General features: G+C 35.4%; 9 protein-coding genes. 6 read left to right on the top strand and 3 right to left on the bottom strand.

Annotated features, from left to right (window positions below):
• Nucleotides 1–2: 2 nt before the first annotated feature.
• The 6 genes from ACSVH7_RS00130 to kynU all read left to right on the top strand — a co-directional run bounded on the left by ACSVH7_RS00130 (nucleotide 3) and on the right by kynU (nucleotide 8,762).
• Nucleotides 3–2,021, top strand: coding sequence for a transglutaminase domain-containing protein (locus tag ACSVH7_RS00130; RefSeq protein ID WP_438064674.1), 2,019 nt, complete (start codon nucleotides 3–5; stop codon nucleotides 2,019–2,021).
• A 2-nt stretch (nucleotides 2,022–2,023) separates the two neighbouring features.
• Entirely contained in the window at nucleotides 2,024–4,012 is a 1,989-nt protein-coding gene (locus ACSVH7_RS00125) for a DUF3857 domain-containing protein (RefSeq protein WP_438064673.1), read from the top strand.
• A 75-nt stretch (nucleotides 4,013–4,087) separates the two neighbouring features.
• The gene (locus tag ACSVH7_RS00120) at nucleotides 4,088–4,414 is read left to right on the top strand and encodes a nucleotide pyrophosphohydrolase (RefSeq protein WP_438064672.1); all 327 of its coding nucleotides are present in this window, start codon (nucleotides 4,088–4,090) and stop codon (nucleotides 4,412–4,414) included.
• Between the two features lie 113 nt (nucleotides 4,415–4,527).
• The gene (gene aroA, locus ACSVH7_RS00115; RefSeq protein WP_438064671.1) at nucleotides 4,528–5,775 is read left to right on the top strand and encodes a 3-phosphoshikimate 1-carboxyvinyltransferase; all 1,248 of its coding nucleotides are present in this window, start codon (nucleotides 4,528–4,530) and stop codon (nucleotides 5,773–5,775) included.
• A 148-nt stretch (nucleotides 5,776–5,923) separates the two neighbouring features.
• A complete protein-coding gene (gene queA / locus ACSVH7_RS00110) occupies nucleotides 5,924–6,973 on the top strand; it encodes a tRNA preQ1(34) S-adenosylmethionine ribosyltransferase-isomerase QueA (protein ID WP_438064670.1) in 1,050 nt (349 codons plus the stop codon).
• Nucleotides 6,974–7,469: 496 nt separating this feature from the next.
• Nucleotides 7,470–8,762 (top strand): kynureninase, encoded by a 1,293-nt coding sequence (gene kynU, locus ACSVH7_RS00105; protein ID WP_438064669.1) that lies wholly within the window; start codon nucleotides 7,470–7,472, stop codon nucleotides 8,760–8,762.
• A gap of 205 nt (nucleotides 8,763–8,967) precedes the next feature.
• Here the strand turns inward: kynU and ACSVH7_RS00100 are convergent, their stop codons facing one another.
• The 3 genes from ACSVH7_RS00100 to ACSVH7_RS00090 form a co-directional block, all read right to left on the bottom strand.
• A complete protein-coding gene (locus ACSVH7_RS00100) occupies nucleotides 8,968–10,767 on the bottom strand; it encodes a hypothetical protein (protein ID WP_438064668.1) in 1,800 nt (599 codons plus the stop codon).
• 74 nt (nucleotides 10,768–10,841) lie between these two features.
• On the bottom strand, nucleotides 10,842–12,374 hold the full coding sequence (locus tag ACSVH7_RS00095; RefSeq protein WP_438064667.1) for a cryptochrome/photolyase family protein: 1,533 nt from the start codon (nucleotides 12,372–12,374) through the stop codon (nucleotides 10,842–10,844).
• A complete protein-coding gene (locus ACSVH7_RS00090; RefSeq protein WP_438064666.1) occupies nucleotides 12,371–13,012 on the bottom strand; it encodes a flavin reductase family protein in 642 nt (213 codons plus the stop codon). The genes ACSVH7_RS00095 and ACSVH7_RS00090 overlap by 4 nt, the downstream gene beginning before the upstream one ends.
• Nucleotides 13,013–13,114: the final 102 nt, after the last annotated feature.

Genomic DNA, 13,114 nt, shown 5'->3' with positions numbered 1-13,114 from the left:
TTATGAAATTAATCCAAACACTTTCCTTTTGTCTCTTGCTCTCTCTCAATTGGACCGCTAAAGCACAAAATTTTGACTTAGGAAAAGTAACTCTAGCTGAACTCGAAGAGAAACAACATCCTAAAGATACTGCAGCAGTTGCGGCAATACTATTTGAAAAGGGAAAAGTGAATTTTGAATACAGTCAAGATAATGGGTTTACAATGATTACCGATGTTACAACCCGTATTAAAATTTACAAAAAAGAGGGTTATGATTGGGCTGTCAAAAAGGTAGGTTATTCTATCAATAGTGGCGCTAAAGAGGGTATGTCTTTTTCGGATGCAGTGACCTATAATGTAGTCAACGGAAAAATTGAAAAAACGAAACTTAAAAGCGATGGTGTTTTTGATGAAAAAGTGAATAAATATTGGGCAATAAAAAAAATCAGTTTGCCTAATGTCAAAGAAGGGTCTGTAATTGAGTACAGTTACAGAAAAAAAAGTCCGAGATTGTCTGAATTAACGGATTGGGCTTTTCAAACAAGTATTCCAGTTAATTATTCGGAGTTTAAAACGTATGTTCCAGAATATTTTGTGTATACAACCAATATGAGAGGTTATTTGATGCCGAAGAAAACGGTTGAAACTTCTCAGAAAACATTGAGTTATTTTTATAAAGAAGCATATGAAGGAGGGAGAAGTGCTTTAAAAGGTTCTACTTCACAAGAAAAATTGGTGTTTTTAGAAACCAAAACAACTTATGTTGCCGAAAATGTTCCAGCGCTAAAAGAAGAAGCCTATGTGAATAATATTAATAATTATACTACTAGTGTGGGACATGAATTGTCTTCTATCCATTATCCCAACCAACCCTTCAAGAATTTATCCACAAACTGGGAATCTGTTGCGAGAGCGATCTATGAAAACGAAGATTTTGGTGCTGAATTAAATAAAACAGATTATTTTGAAGAAACATTGCGTCCTGTTATAGCTGGATTAACCTCAGTAGAAGAAAAGATAAATGCGATTTTTAATCATGTGAAAACTACTATGACATGGAATGACTACTATGGATATTCCTGTATCGATGGTGTGAAAATTGCATATAAGAATAAAACAGGAAATACGGCAGAAATCAATCTGATGTTAACCGCTATGTTGCGTTTTGCAGGATTAGAAGCGCATCCTGTTTTGGTGAGTACCCGAGATAATGGGATAGCATTGTTTCCATCAAGGACGGCTTTTAATCATGTAATCGCCTCGGTTGAGGTAGCAGAAAACTTGATTTTATTAGACGCCACTAGCAAAAATAGTGTGCCTAATGTTCTGCCGATTCGTGACTTGAATTGGTCCGGACGATTAATTCGGAAAGATGGAACCTCTACAGAAGTAGATTTAATGCCTAAAGTATTGTCTAATGATATCGTAACCATGAGCTATACTATTGCACCAACAGGTAAAATTTCAGGGAAAACACAACATACTTATACCAATCATAACGCTTTGGTGTATCGTAATCAAGTGAAAAACGTAACAGAGGACGTGTATTTAGAGAAATTTGAAAACGAAAACGGCAAAATTGAAGTCACCGAATATAAAAGGAATAACGAAAATGAACTGCTTTTGCCAGTGTCAGAAGTAGTGACATTTTCAGCGGATCATTTAACAGATATCATTCAGGATAAAATTTATCTCAACCCGTTGTTGTTTTTTACCTATAAAGAAAATCCATTTAAACAAGAAACTAGAGCTTTTCCAATTGATTATAGCTTTCCATTTATGGATAAATTTTCTGTTAATCTGCAAATTCCAGAAGGGTATAGTGTGGAAACTATGCCGGCTTCAATCAATTTGGTTTTGCAAGATGAATTAGGAGGTTTTAAATTTTTAACTAATGTGATAGGTTCTACGATTCAAATTTCGGCCCAACATCAGATAAAATCATCGATAATTGGAGCTGAATATTATGATGCTTTAAAAGAATACTATAAAAAAGTAATTGAAAAAATGAACGAAAAAATTGTTTTGAAGAAAGCCTAGTCATGATAAAAAAAATCATAGTGTTAGTAGTCTTGAGCCTCCCATTGTTTTGTGGTGCTCAAGACTTTCAATTAGGAAAAGTAACTCCAGAAGAACTTCTTGAAAAGCAACATCCCAAAGATACTTCGGCGGTGGCAGCGATTTTATTTAAAAAAGGACGCACTTTTTTTACTTATGCCGCAGACAAAGGCTTTATAGCTAACCACGAAATAAAATACCGCATTAAAATTTATAAAAATGAAGGACTAAAATGGGCCACATTTGAAGTCCCATACTATATTGGCTACGATGAGCTAAGTCCCGATGTTATTAAATTCTCAGACGTAATCTCCTATAATTTAGTACAAGGCAAGGTGGTGAAAACAAAACTAAATAGTGAAGGTAGTTTTGTACAACAAGTCAATAAAAACTGGAAAAAAGCCTCAATTGCTCTTCCAAATGTTGCAGTGGGTAGTGTAATAGAGTTTAAATATGTACACAAATCAGAGAACATTTTTAAATTTCCTGATATGTTGTTACAATATGATATTCCAGTGAATAATTTCGAGTATACGACTCAAATTCCAGAAGTATATATTTATAAAACTGTTTTAACGGGGTTTAATGAAGTATCTACTAAGAATGAAATCGTTTTTGGTTCAAGTACCTTTGATGATGAACATCATCAAACCTCACATTTAAATTATAAACAAATTAACACCCAATATACTGCACAAAATATACCTGCGGCAAAGGAAGAAGATTTTGTAGATAATACCGATAATTATATTTCAAAAATTCAGCAAGAATTAGAACGGATACGTTATACAGACAAGCCCGACAAGGATTATTCTATCACTTGGGAAGGTGTGGCTAAAACCATTTTTAAAGAAAAAGAATTTGGAGAAGAGTTACTTAAAGGAAAGTATTTTGTAGCTGATACGAAAAGGTGTGTAGAAGGAGCAATTTCTCAAACAGAAAAGATGCAAGCGGTTTTCAAATACGTTCAAAATAAAATGAATTGGGACAAAACTAACAGTATTTATGTTGATAAAGGCGTTGAAAAAGCATATGAAGCTTCTACAGGTAATGTAGCTGAAATTAATTTTATTCTGATAAATATGCTAAACTTAATAGGTCTTCAAGCAAATCCTGTTTTAGTAAGTACAAAAGATCATGGAATACCTGTTTTTCCTGGTAGAAGCGGGTTTAATTATGTGATAGTTTCGGTTTTAGCTGATGGTAAAAACTATCTCTTGGATGCCGCTCATAAATTCACAACCCCGAATATTTTGCCTTTGCCCTTGATTAATTGGACGGGGAGAAGGATTCAGTCAGATGGTACTTCCTCCGAGATTAATTTGATGGAATGTCCAATGTCTAGATCTATAATGGCAGTAAATGCAACTATTGAAAGCAATGGAGTTGTAAAAGGAACTTTTAAAAGTCAAAAAACGGATTATGAAGCCTTGGCCTTCAGAGAACAAAATGCTACAAAATCTTCGGATGATTTGATCGATAAAACAGCAAACCAAACGAAAGGACTGACCATAAATGAGTACAATATCACCAATTTAAAAAGTAATTTATCACAGCCCTTGTCAGCGTCATTTTCCTTTGAGCAAGAACATGCTTTCGACGTGATTAGCGATAAATTATACGTAAATCCTTTATTGTTTTTGAAATCATTGACGAATCCTTTTCAAACCCAAGAACGAAAAATGCCAATATACTTTGGTCCTACTAAACAAGAAAAATATATTATTACCCTAGGAATACCTTCAGGATATACCGTCGAAAATTTGCCTTCTCCTCTAAAAATAAATGCTGAAGATGAGGTGTTTAGTTTTTTATTCAACTCCAAATATGAAGCGGATACCATTCAAATTGGCGTTACGATTCAAGTGAATAAAGTGTTGCTCCCGGCTAGTTATTATGAAATGTTAAAAGAATTTTATCAAAAGATGATCAGTAAATTGAGTGAGAAAATCGTCCTGAAAAAAATATCTTGATTTTAGTTCTATTAGGGATTTTCTTCTGTCTTTTGCCAAGTTTAGTTACCTTTGTTATTCATTAAAATTCAAAGCATGAACCTAAAAAACGCACAACTAGACGTAGATAATTGGATTAAAAATCACGGCGTTCGTTATTTTAACGAATTGACCAATATGGCGCAACTCACTGAAGAAGTAGGTGAAGTAGCTAGAATCATTGCGCGTCGCTATGGCGAACAATCCGAGAAAGAAAGCGATAAAAACAAAGACTTAGGCGAAGAATTAGCCGATGTAGTTTTTGTAGTATTGTGTTTGGCCAATCAGACCGGAATTGATTTACAAACCGCTTTTGATAAAAAAATGGATTTGAAATCGGTAAGAGATAAAGATCGTCACAAAAACAACGAGAAATTAAAATAATTTATAGTTAAGGAGTTATGATTTGTAATCGAGTAATGGTAAATTGCGATCCAAAATTAGTAGAGTGTTAGTACAAAAAAATTGTACCTCACTCCTCACTCATAATTAGTACTATGAATTTATTATTACAGTCGAGAATAACCGACTTGAAAGCGACTATTTCAATAACAGGATCTAAAAGTGAAACCAACAGGTTGTTGCTTTTGAAAGCTTTATATCCAAGCCTTTCTTTAACAAATACTTCTAATTCTGATGATTCTGAAGTGATGCAAAAAGCACTTGATCAAAGGGTATTGCCAGTAGATCAAACCGCAACAGTAGACATACATCATGCCGGAACAGCGATGCGTTTTCTTACGGCTTATTTTGCTGTAAGTCCAGATAAAGAGGTTGTTCTTACTGGTTCGCAACGTATGACGGAACGCCCGATTAAAGTTTTAGTAGAAGCGTTAAGGCAGTTAGGAGCCCAAATCACTTATGAAAAAGAAGAGGGCTATCCACCAATTCGCATCAAAGGTCAAAAAATCTCAAATGCTAAAGTCAGTATACCAGCTAATGTAAGTAGTCAATATATTTCGGCTCTTTTATTAGTAGCACCAAAACTAGAAAACGGAATAGAATTAACCTTAGTTGGCGAAATCACCTCAATTCCTTATATCAAAATGACCTTAGCGTTACTTAATGAAATTGGTGTAAAAACTTCTTTTGAAGGAAATATTATTACAGTTCAACCATTAACTACAATTTCAAAAACACAACGCCTTGTTGTAGAATCCGATTGGAGTTCTGCTTCCTACTTTTTTAGTGTAGTGGCTTTGTCAGAAATTGGAACCGAAATTCGTTTGTCGAGTTACCAACAAAATAGTTTGCAAGGGGATGCCGCTTTAGTCGAAATTTACAAAGATTTAGGCGTAACCACTATTTTTGAAGACAACAGTATGGTCCTTCGTAAAGAAGCAAGTTATAATCTACAATCATTGATTTGCGACTTGAATTCTTCGCCCGATATAGCACAAACCATCGCTGTAACTTGTTTCGGACTAGGAATTGGTTGTCATTTAACGGGCTTACATACGTTGAAAATTAAAGAAACAGATCGTTTAGAAGCCCTAAGAGTTGAATTGACAAAATTAGGAGCAGCTATTGTAGTAACAGAGGATAGCTTGACTTTAGAACCCTCAATCAATTTAATAGAAAACGTGGCCATTGATACGTATAACGATCATCGAATGGCTATGGCCTTTGCCCCATTGGCTTTACAAGTGCCAATTGTGATTAATGATGCCGAAGTAGTTTCAAAATCATATCCCGATTTTTGGAACGATTGGAAACAATTAGGATTCTCAGTAACCGAAGTATAACACAAGGTAACTACCGTCATTGCTGTAAAAATCAAAATAAACATCAAAACACTTGACAACGCCTAGTTGGGAGTCGTATATTTGCCTTCTGATTTTTAGTAAGCCCTTTTTTGCTTGCTAGATCGTTCTAATATCTTAATACTCAAATATGAAATTATCTCATTTTAACTTCAACTTACCAAAAGAACTTTTGGCTGAATTCCCTGCAGAAAACAGAGACGAATCTCGTTTAATGGTAATCGATAGAAAAAAACAAACCATTGAACACAAAATGTTCAAAGACATAATTGACTATTTTGATGATGGAGATGTTATGATTTTGAATAATACCAAAGTTTTTCCAGCCCGTTTGTACGGAAATAAAGAAAAAACAGGTGCCCGTATCGAAGTTTTCTTGTTGAGAGAGCTAAATGCAGAGCAACGTTTATGGGATGTTTTGGTAGATCCAGCCCGTAAAATCCGCATCGGAAACAAATTGTATTTTGGTGATGACGACTCATTAGTAGCCGAAGTGATTGATAATACAACTTCTCGTGGTAGAACCCTGCGTTTTTTATACGATGGTTCTTATGAAGAATTCCGTAATAAATTAACTGAACTTGGAGAAACACCAATCCCAAAATACATCAATAGAGAAGTAACCGAAGAAGACGCCGAGCGTTACCAAACCATTTATGCCAAAGAAGAAGGTGCCGTAGCCGCTCCAACAGCCGGATTACACTTCTCTAAACACCTATTAAAAAGATTAGAAATTAAAGGCGTTAATTTTGCTGAGGTGACATTACACGTAGGTTTAGGAACCTTCAATCCTGTTGAGGTAGAGGATTTGTCTAAACACAAAATGGATTCTGAAGAACTAAAAATTACTCAAGAAGCCTGCGATATTGTTAACGAAGGAAAAGAAAAGAAAAAACGTATTTGCGCCGTAGGAACTACTTCAATGCGTGCCATAGAAAGTGCCGTTTCCTCCCAAAGTACCCTTAATCCTTATGACGGATGGACTAATAAATTTATTTTTCCACCACATGATTTTAGCATCGCAACGTGTATGATTACCAATTTTCATACCCCAAAATCAACATTGTTAATGATGATTTCAGCATTCTGTGGACACGATTTAATGCGCAAAGCCTACGACGAAGCCATCAAAGAAGAATACAAATTCTATTCGTATGGTGATGCCATGCTTATCATTTAAGTACTACTCTTACAATATATAAAATCTCGTCAGCAATGGCGAGTTTTTTTTTGGGGCGTATTACGGGCTGTCCATTACAATAAAGGGCTTTCACGCTAAGTATTGCTCCTACTGCGGGAGCTTCCGTTGGTCGCTTCCTCGTTAGGGCAATACTAAAGCGTCAAAGCCCTTTATTTCCATTACCATCCCTAACGCAACCCCTTTTCAAAACACTTTTTGTACTTTAAAAGTATATTTTTTTAAACACAGATTTTTACAGATAAAAAAAGACAAATTGATTTTCCACAACTACATACAATAGCAACAACTTATATGTCCTTTAATGTTTTATCTGGTTTCATAACTATCCAGTTAAAAAACTTCTATGGCTCATATGTTTAAATTTCCCCAATCTAAAAGCACAATCAATTTTAGCTAAAATCAGTCGTATAGATTTTTTCACAAATAAGTAATAGAACATAGGTTTTTACTACATTTACCTCTCAAAACAACTCTTATGAATTTCAAAAATACGCTCGAATTTGCCCAGCAATTAGATGCACAAGATCCGTTAAAAAGCTACCAAAACGAATTTATTTTTCCGCAAGTCAATAACCAAAAAGTAATTTATTTTGCCGGAAATTCGCTAGGCTTACAACCCAAATCAGCCAAAACATACGTTGATGAAGTAATGAACGACTGGGCCAATCTTGCCGTTGAAGGTCATTTCTATGCCGACAAACCTTGGTGGGATTATCACGAACGCTTTGCAGCACCATTAAGTAAAATTGTAGGAGCCTTACCTAGCGAAGTAACGGTGATGAATACCTTGACGGTCAATCTTCATTTGTTAATGGTTTCTTTTTATAAGCCTACTTCCAAAAGGTACAAAATCATTTGTGAAGAAAAAGCCTTTCCTTCAGACCAATATATGTTTCAGAGTCAAGTGCAATTTCACGCTCAAAACAGCGGCATCAACGCAAACGATGCCATAGTCGAAATTAAACGCCGTGACGGAGAACACAACATTCGTCTAGAAGACATTATTAGTAAAATAAACGAAGTAGGCGACGAGCTGGCATTGGTTTTAATCGGAGGAGTGAACTATTACACCGGCCAAGTTTTTGATATCAAAACCATCACTGCTGCTGGTCATCGAGTAGGAGCAAAAGTAGGATGGGACTTAGCACACGCTGCGGGAAATATCAAACTAGAACTACACGATTGGAATGTTGATTTTGCCGCTTGGTGCAGTTACAAATACATGAACTCAGGTCCGGGAAATGCTTCGGGTTGTTTTGTACATCAAAAACATCACAACGACAGTACCTTGGCTAGATTCGCTGGTTGGTGGGGACATAACAAAGAAAGACGTTTCAAAATGGAACCTCAATTTGACCCTGTTCACGGAGCTGACGGTTGGCAAATTAGTAATTTACCTATTTTATCCCTAGCACCTTATTTGGCTTCGGTTCATTTATTTGACGAAGTTGGGATGGAAGCATTGATTGCAAAACGTGACCATATTACTTCTTATTTAGAATTTATTTTACACGAAATAGATAAAGAAGTAGACAGTACTTTTGAGATTATCACTCCAAGTAATCCTGAGGAACGAGCCTCGCAATTATCTGTTTTTTTACATGGTGAAGGACGCAGTTTATTCGACTATTTGATGAAAAATGGTGTAATCACAGATTGGAGAGAACCCAACGTGATTCGTTTAGCACCCGTTCCGCTATACACTTCCTATGAAGATATGTTTCATTTTGGACAAATCCTCAAGCGTGGTATTTTAGAGAAAAAGTAATGACATACCTATAAAATCCAAAAGTCGGCTAGATGATTCTAGCTGACTTTTTTATGTAATAAAATGAACAGGAACGACAAAATATAGGGAGAAGCTTATAACTAATTCAGGTGCTTCTATACTCATAAAATCTAGTACAGGTACATACTAAATGGTGCTTTGAGTAGCATTCATTTGTCTCAAACGCTGCTAATTCTACTATTCTTTATTTTACTTCTATAAAATTTAATTCTTGTTGAAACGCGTGTAATTGCATTTCTAGTTCTTTAGTTATCGATTCAAAATAGCTTGTTTTTGGTAGCAGATTTTGATAATAACTAATTCCTTCTAACATATTTTTTTTGAATGATTGCAGTTTTTTTATTTGTGCCGCAGTTGATTCTGAAGCAACAGTTTTGCATTCATTTTTGAAATAATCCAAGTACATCTTTAGTTCTTTGATGAACACGTTTGGACGATTAGTCACTCGAAGTACAGTGTCATTTCCATAAATGTGTTGAATCATTTTTTTCAACGAAACCTCTTGGTCAAAATAAGCTAAATTCGGTCCAGGACACACTACAATTCCTTGGTCTTGCCCTTTTATTGGAATATTGTTCTCCAAGTATGAAGCATTGGCTAATCCAACACAAAGACAAGATTTTTCGGTAATGCTGTTTTTGCAACTTTCATATTGTTCTAGGCTGAGCGTTTGCTTTTTCTCTTCAATAGTAGCCAGTTGTTCGTCTTGGAATTTTTTCGAAGCGGTACAAATACCATTGCCCTCTGCATCTTTATGCAAAGCCAAGAATTTCTTTGGACACGAACTACCTGCTTTATTGGCTTGTATGCGTTTTTCTCTTACAATTTCATTACTAGTTCCTCTCAAGGTGTTAAAAGGAACGCCTAAAGGTGAAATGTGGCTCAAGTAAAAATCATTTTCTTTGGCTTCAGCCAATAATTTTCTGGTAGTGTTGTCTACAGAAGTAGCTTCGGGAACCAATAAAAATGGGGAACCCCATCCTACAGAGTCTACTTGATAATGCTCTAATAAAAAGTTGTGTTCGGAAGCTGTTCCTACACCTCCTTGAACCGTAATTTTTAATTCTAATGGTGATTCTGGAACGGGAAGTTCTTTTTGTCCCAATGCTTTTACCATTAAATCGTGTGCTGATTGGATGAGTTGCTCTTTCTTTTGTTTGAATTCTTCCAAAATGGGACCTAGTAAAAAACCATCGGTGGCAAAAGCATGACCTCCACAATTTAATCCTGATTCAATCCGATATTCTGAAACCCAAAGGCCTTTTTTAGCCAAAAAGTTACCTTGTATCATAGCCGAACGGAAATCGCTAACCTTTAGCGTTATTTTCTTCTTTAGGGTATTATTCAAATCAGGAAAGAAACAAGAAAAATTCTCGAAATAGCTGTACAATCTTGGATTCATTCCGGCACTTAAAACAACAGAAGAAGCTAAATTGCTGTTTGCAAACCCTCTTAGAGCTGCATGAGCATCATTGAATTCTACTGGTAATTGCTCTTTGCCTACAGAATTGTCCTTGTCTAGTTTGGTCATGATATTTACATCAATGGCGCCAGGTGTTAGCTGATTCTCAATATAATGTTTTAGGTTTTCTTTAAAAGCGATACCTTCATCCATCAATTGTAAAAAACCTTTTTTTAAATCAGACGTATTGGGTAGCTGCGCGATGTAATTGTCTAAAGCCTGTTTGCTCTCAACCAATTCTGTCTTGAAGTCTTCGAATTTTTTCTTTACAATACGGTCAACAAGATTGAGATAGGATGTGATTCGTTCAGCTCTATAGTCGTGAATTTTCTGAGTGATTTCTTTGTAAGGAATCTCAAATTTTTCGCTGTAAAAAGCATTCATTTTTTCGATTAATTCATCATCCGCAATTGAAATTACCGAAGAAATTCCATATTGAGCAACGCGAATAGGACTGTCTATAGTATAAGCCAATCCCATCACAGGGATGTGAAAAGTATGTGGTGATTTTTTGTTGGTCATCTATTTATAGCATTTTATTCCCTGCAAATATTGTCAATTGCATTGGTTAAAAAACTGATAAATATCATACAGGTCTAATAATCATTGATATTGGTAATGATGTTTTGTGCTTTTTGCTTGATTTGGTACAATTCCTCTGGTTTTATTTTGCCCAATAAATTGAGCATCATGGCCATTCTTTGATTGCCCTTGAAGAATTCTTTTTTATCATCAAGAAAGTTCCAATACAAAGCATTGAATGGACAAGCTTTGTCTTCTGTTTTTTGCTTTACATTGTAGTGACATTTTCCACAATAATTACTCATTTTGTTGATGTAATTTCCTGAGGAAACATAGGGTTTTGTGGCCAGTATTCCGCCATCAGCGTATTGTGACATCCCACGGGTGTTAGGTAATTCTACCCATTCAATGGCATCTATGTAAACACCCAAATACCAAGCGTCCACTTCGTCAGGATGGGTTTGGGTAAGTAGGCAAAAATTGCCAATAACCATTAGCCGTTGAATGTGGTGAGCATAGGCATCTTCTAGACTTTGTTGAATCGCATGCTGCATACAGTTCATTTTTGTCTGTCCATTCCAGAAGAAATTCGGTAAAGGATTGAAGTTTTCTAGTTTATTTAAGGATGAATAGTTTGGCATTTCTTTCCAGTAAATCCCCCGAACATATTCACGCCAACCCAATATTTGACGAACAAATCCTTCTATTTGAGACAGGCTAATGGTGTCTTCGTTTTTATGATAATAGGATACCGCCGTTTGAATTACTTCCTTTGGAGAAATCATTTTGCTATTTAATGCAAACGATAATTTTGAGTGAAATAAAAATTTTTCTTGGGTATGCATCGCATCTTCATAGTCGCCAAAATGACTGAGTAGATGATTGCAGAAATACTGCAGCATTTCGAGACATTCTGTTCTTGAGGTCGGCCACATAAATTTTTCAGAATCAATGAAGCCAAAAGTGCTTACGCCTGCTCGATTGATTTCTTCAATGACTTCGGTGATTTCTTTCGGAAATTCAATGTTTTCTGGAATAGGAACCTCACCACCATATTTTTTGCGATTATCATGGTCAAAATTCCATTGATTGCCAATTGGTGTGTCGCCATGCATTAAAACATTATGTTTTTTTCGCATTTGGCGATAAAACGATTCCATTAAAAGTGTCTTTTTACCATGAAAAAAAGCGGCTAATTCTTCTCTTGAAGTATAAAAATGTTCCGTATCGAATACTTCTGATGGTATTTTTAAACCTTCACAAATAGTTTTTAGTTGTTGGTTTAAACGGTATTCATCAGGCAGTTGGTATTCGAATTTTTCAATGCCAAATTGAGTAATGCATTGATTGATTATCTTTTCTAAGTCCTGTAAATTTTCTGGATCGTTGATAGTATAATGTCTTACGTTGTGTCCTTTGGATTGTAATCTTTCTGAAAAATTACGCATCGAAAGGAAAAAAGCCACTACTTTTTGAATGTGATGTTTAACATAATTGGTTTCCTGAAGCATTTCGGCCATCAGGTAGATACAGTCACTTTCCGGCTTGTTATACCAAGAGTGTTGTTCATTGAGTTGGTCTCCTAAAATGAGTCGTAGTTTTTTCATGATTCAAAAAAAGAGGAAGTGGGTTGTTCTTTTCTAGCATATTTGAAGCGATCAACTAACTTCGGTAGGCAATAGCCATCCAAGCCATTTAAGGTAATAACATTGGCTTTGTCTAGTTGTAACCAGCTGTCTTTGTGTTGTAATTCTTCCTCAAAAAATAAATGTTCAATGGAGGCAATTACATGAATGGTATCATTTTCTTTGATGTAATATTCATTCACATATTTGCAATACAATTGTACAGGACTCCCTTTTACAAAAGGAATAGGAAGGTCGTTTTTGTACTCTTCTATTAAATTAGTTTTATCAAATTCTGAAATGCCATTGTCATAATTGGCCGAGGTATGATGGGCATCGGCAATAATATCTACCGTAATATGATTTACCGTAAAGTAGCCAGTTTCCATAATGTTCTTGTAGGTGTCTCTGGGCACTGTTGTAGGACGCATGATAAAACCAATCAGTGCTGGGCTACTCCCTAAATGTGTAATGCTGCTAAAAATCGCCACATTGGTTTCACCCTCTATAGATTTGGTGGCAATTAAATTGGCAGATTTATACCCAGTACATGAATTGATAAGGTTTAGTTTCGAAATCTTATCCATTTGTACGATGCTTTCTTTGCTTAAATGCTTCATGGTTTTTTTTGTCAAAGATAATTTTTGTTTAGCTATTTTGAATATTTATTAAACAAAATTTACATATATTTATGATTTTTTTGACAAAATAATCCTTTGTTC

It is taken from the genome of Flavobacterium sp. TSSA_36 (assembly GCF_051547165.1).
Classification (GTDB): Bacteria; Bacteroidota; Bacteroidia; order Flavobacteriales; family Flavobacteriaceae; genus Flavobacterium.
The sequence above is the reverse complement of the archived record's forward strand: the minus strand, read 5'-3'. Positions and strand labels throughout refer to the sequence as shown.

Excerpts from the sequence above, each read along its gene's own strand:
- ACSVH7_RS00130 (WP_438064674.1), top strand. The coding sequence starts at position 3 with ATGAAATTAATCCAAACACTTTCCTTTTGTCTCTTGCTCTCTCTCAAT.
- ACSVH7_RS00095 (WP_438064667.1), bottom strand. The coding sequence starts at position 12,374 with ATGAAAAAACTACGACTCATTTTAGGAGACCAACTCAATGAACAACAC.
- aroA (WP_438064671.1), top strand. The coding sequence starts at position 4,528 with ATGAATTTATTATTACAGTCGAGAATAACCGACTTGAAAGCGACTATT.
- queA (WP_438064670.1), top strand. The coding sequence starts at position 5,924 with ATGAAATTATCTCATTTTAACTTCAACTTACCAAAAGAACTTTTGGCT.
- ACSVH7_RS00125 (WP_438064673.1), top strand. The coding sequence starts at position 2,024 with ATGATAAAAAAAATCATAGTGTTAGTAGTCTTGAGCCTCCCATTGTTT.
- kynU (WP_438064669.1), top strand. The coding sequence starts at position 7,470 with ATGAATTTCAAAAATACGCTCGAATTTGCCCAGCAATTAGATGCACAA.
- ACSVH7_RS00100 (WP_438064668.1), bottom strand. The coding sequence starts at position 10,767 with ATGACCAACAAAAAATCACCACATACTTTTCACATCCCTGTGATGGGA.
- ACSVH7_RS00090 (WP_438064666.1), bottom strand. The coding sequence starts at position 13,012 with ATGAAGCATTTAAGCAAAGAAAGCATCGTACAAATGGATAAGATTTCG.
- ACSVH7_RS00120 (WP_438064672.1), top strand. The coding sequence starts at position 4,088 with ATGAACCTAAAAAACGCACAACTAGACGTAGATAATTGGATTAAAAAT.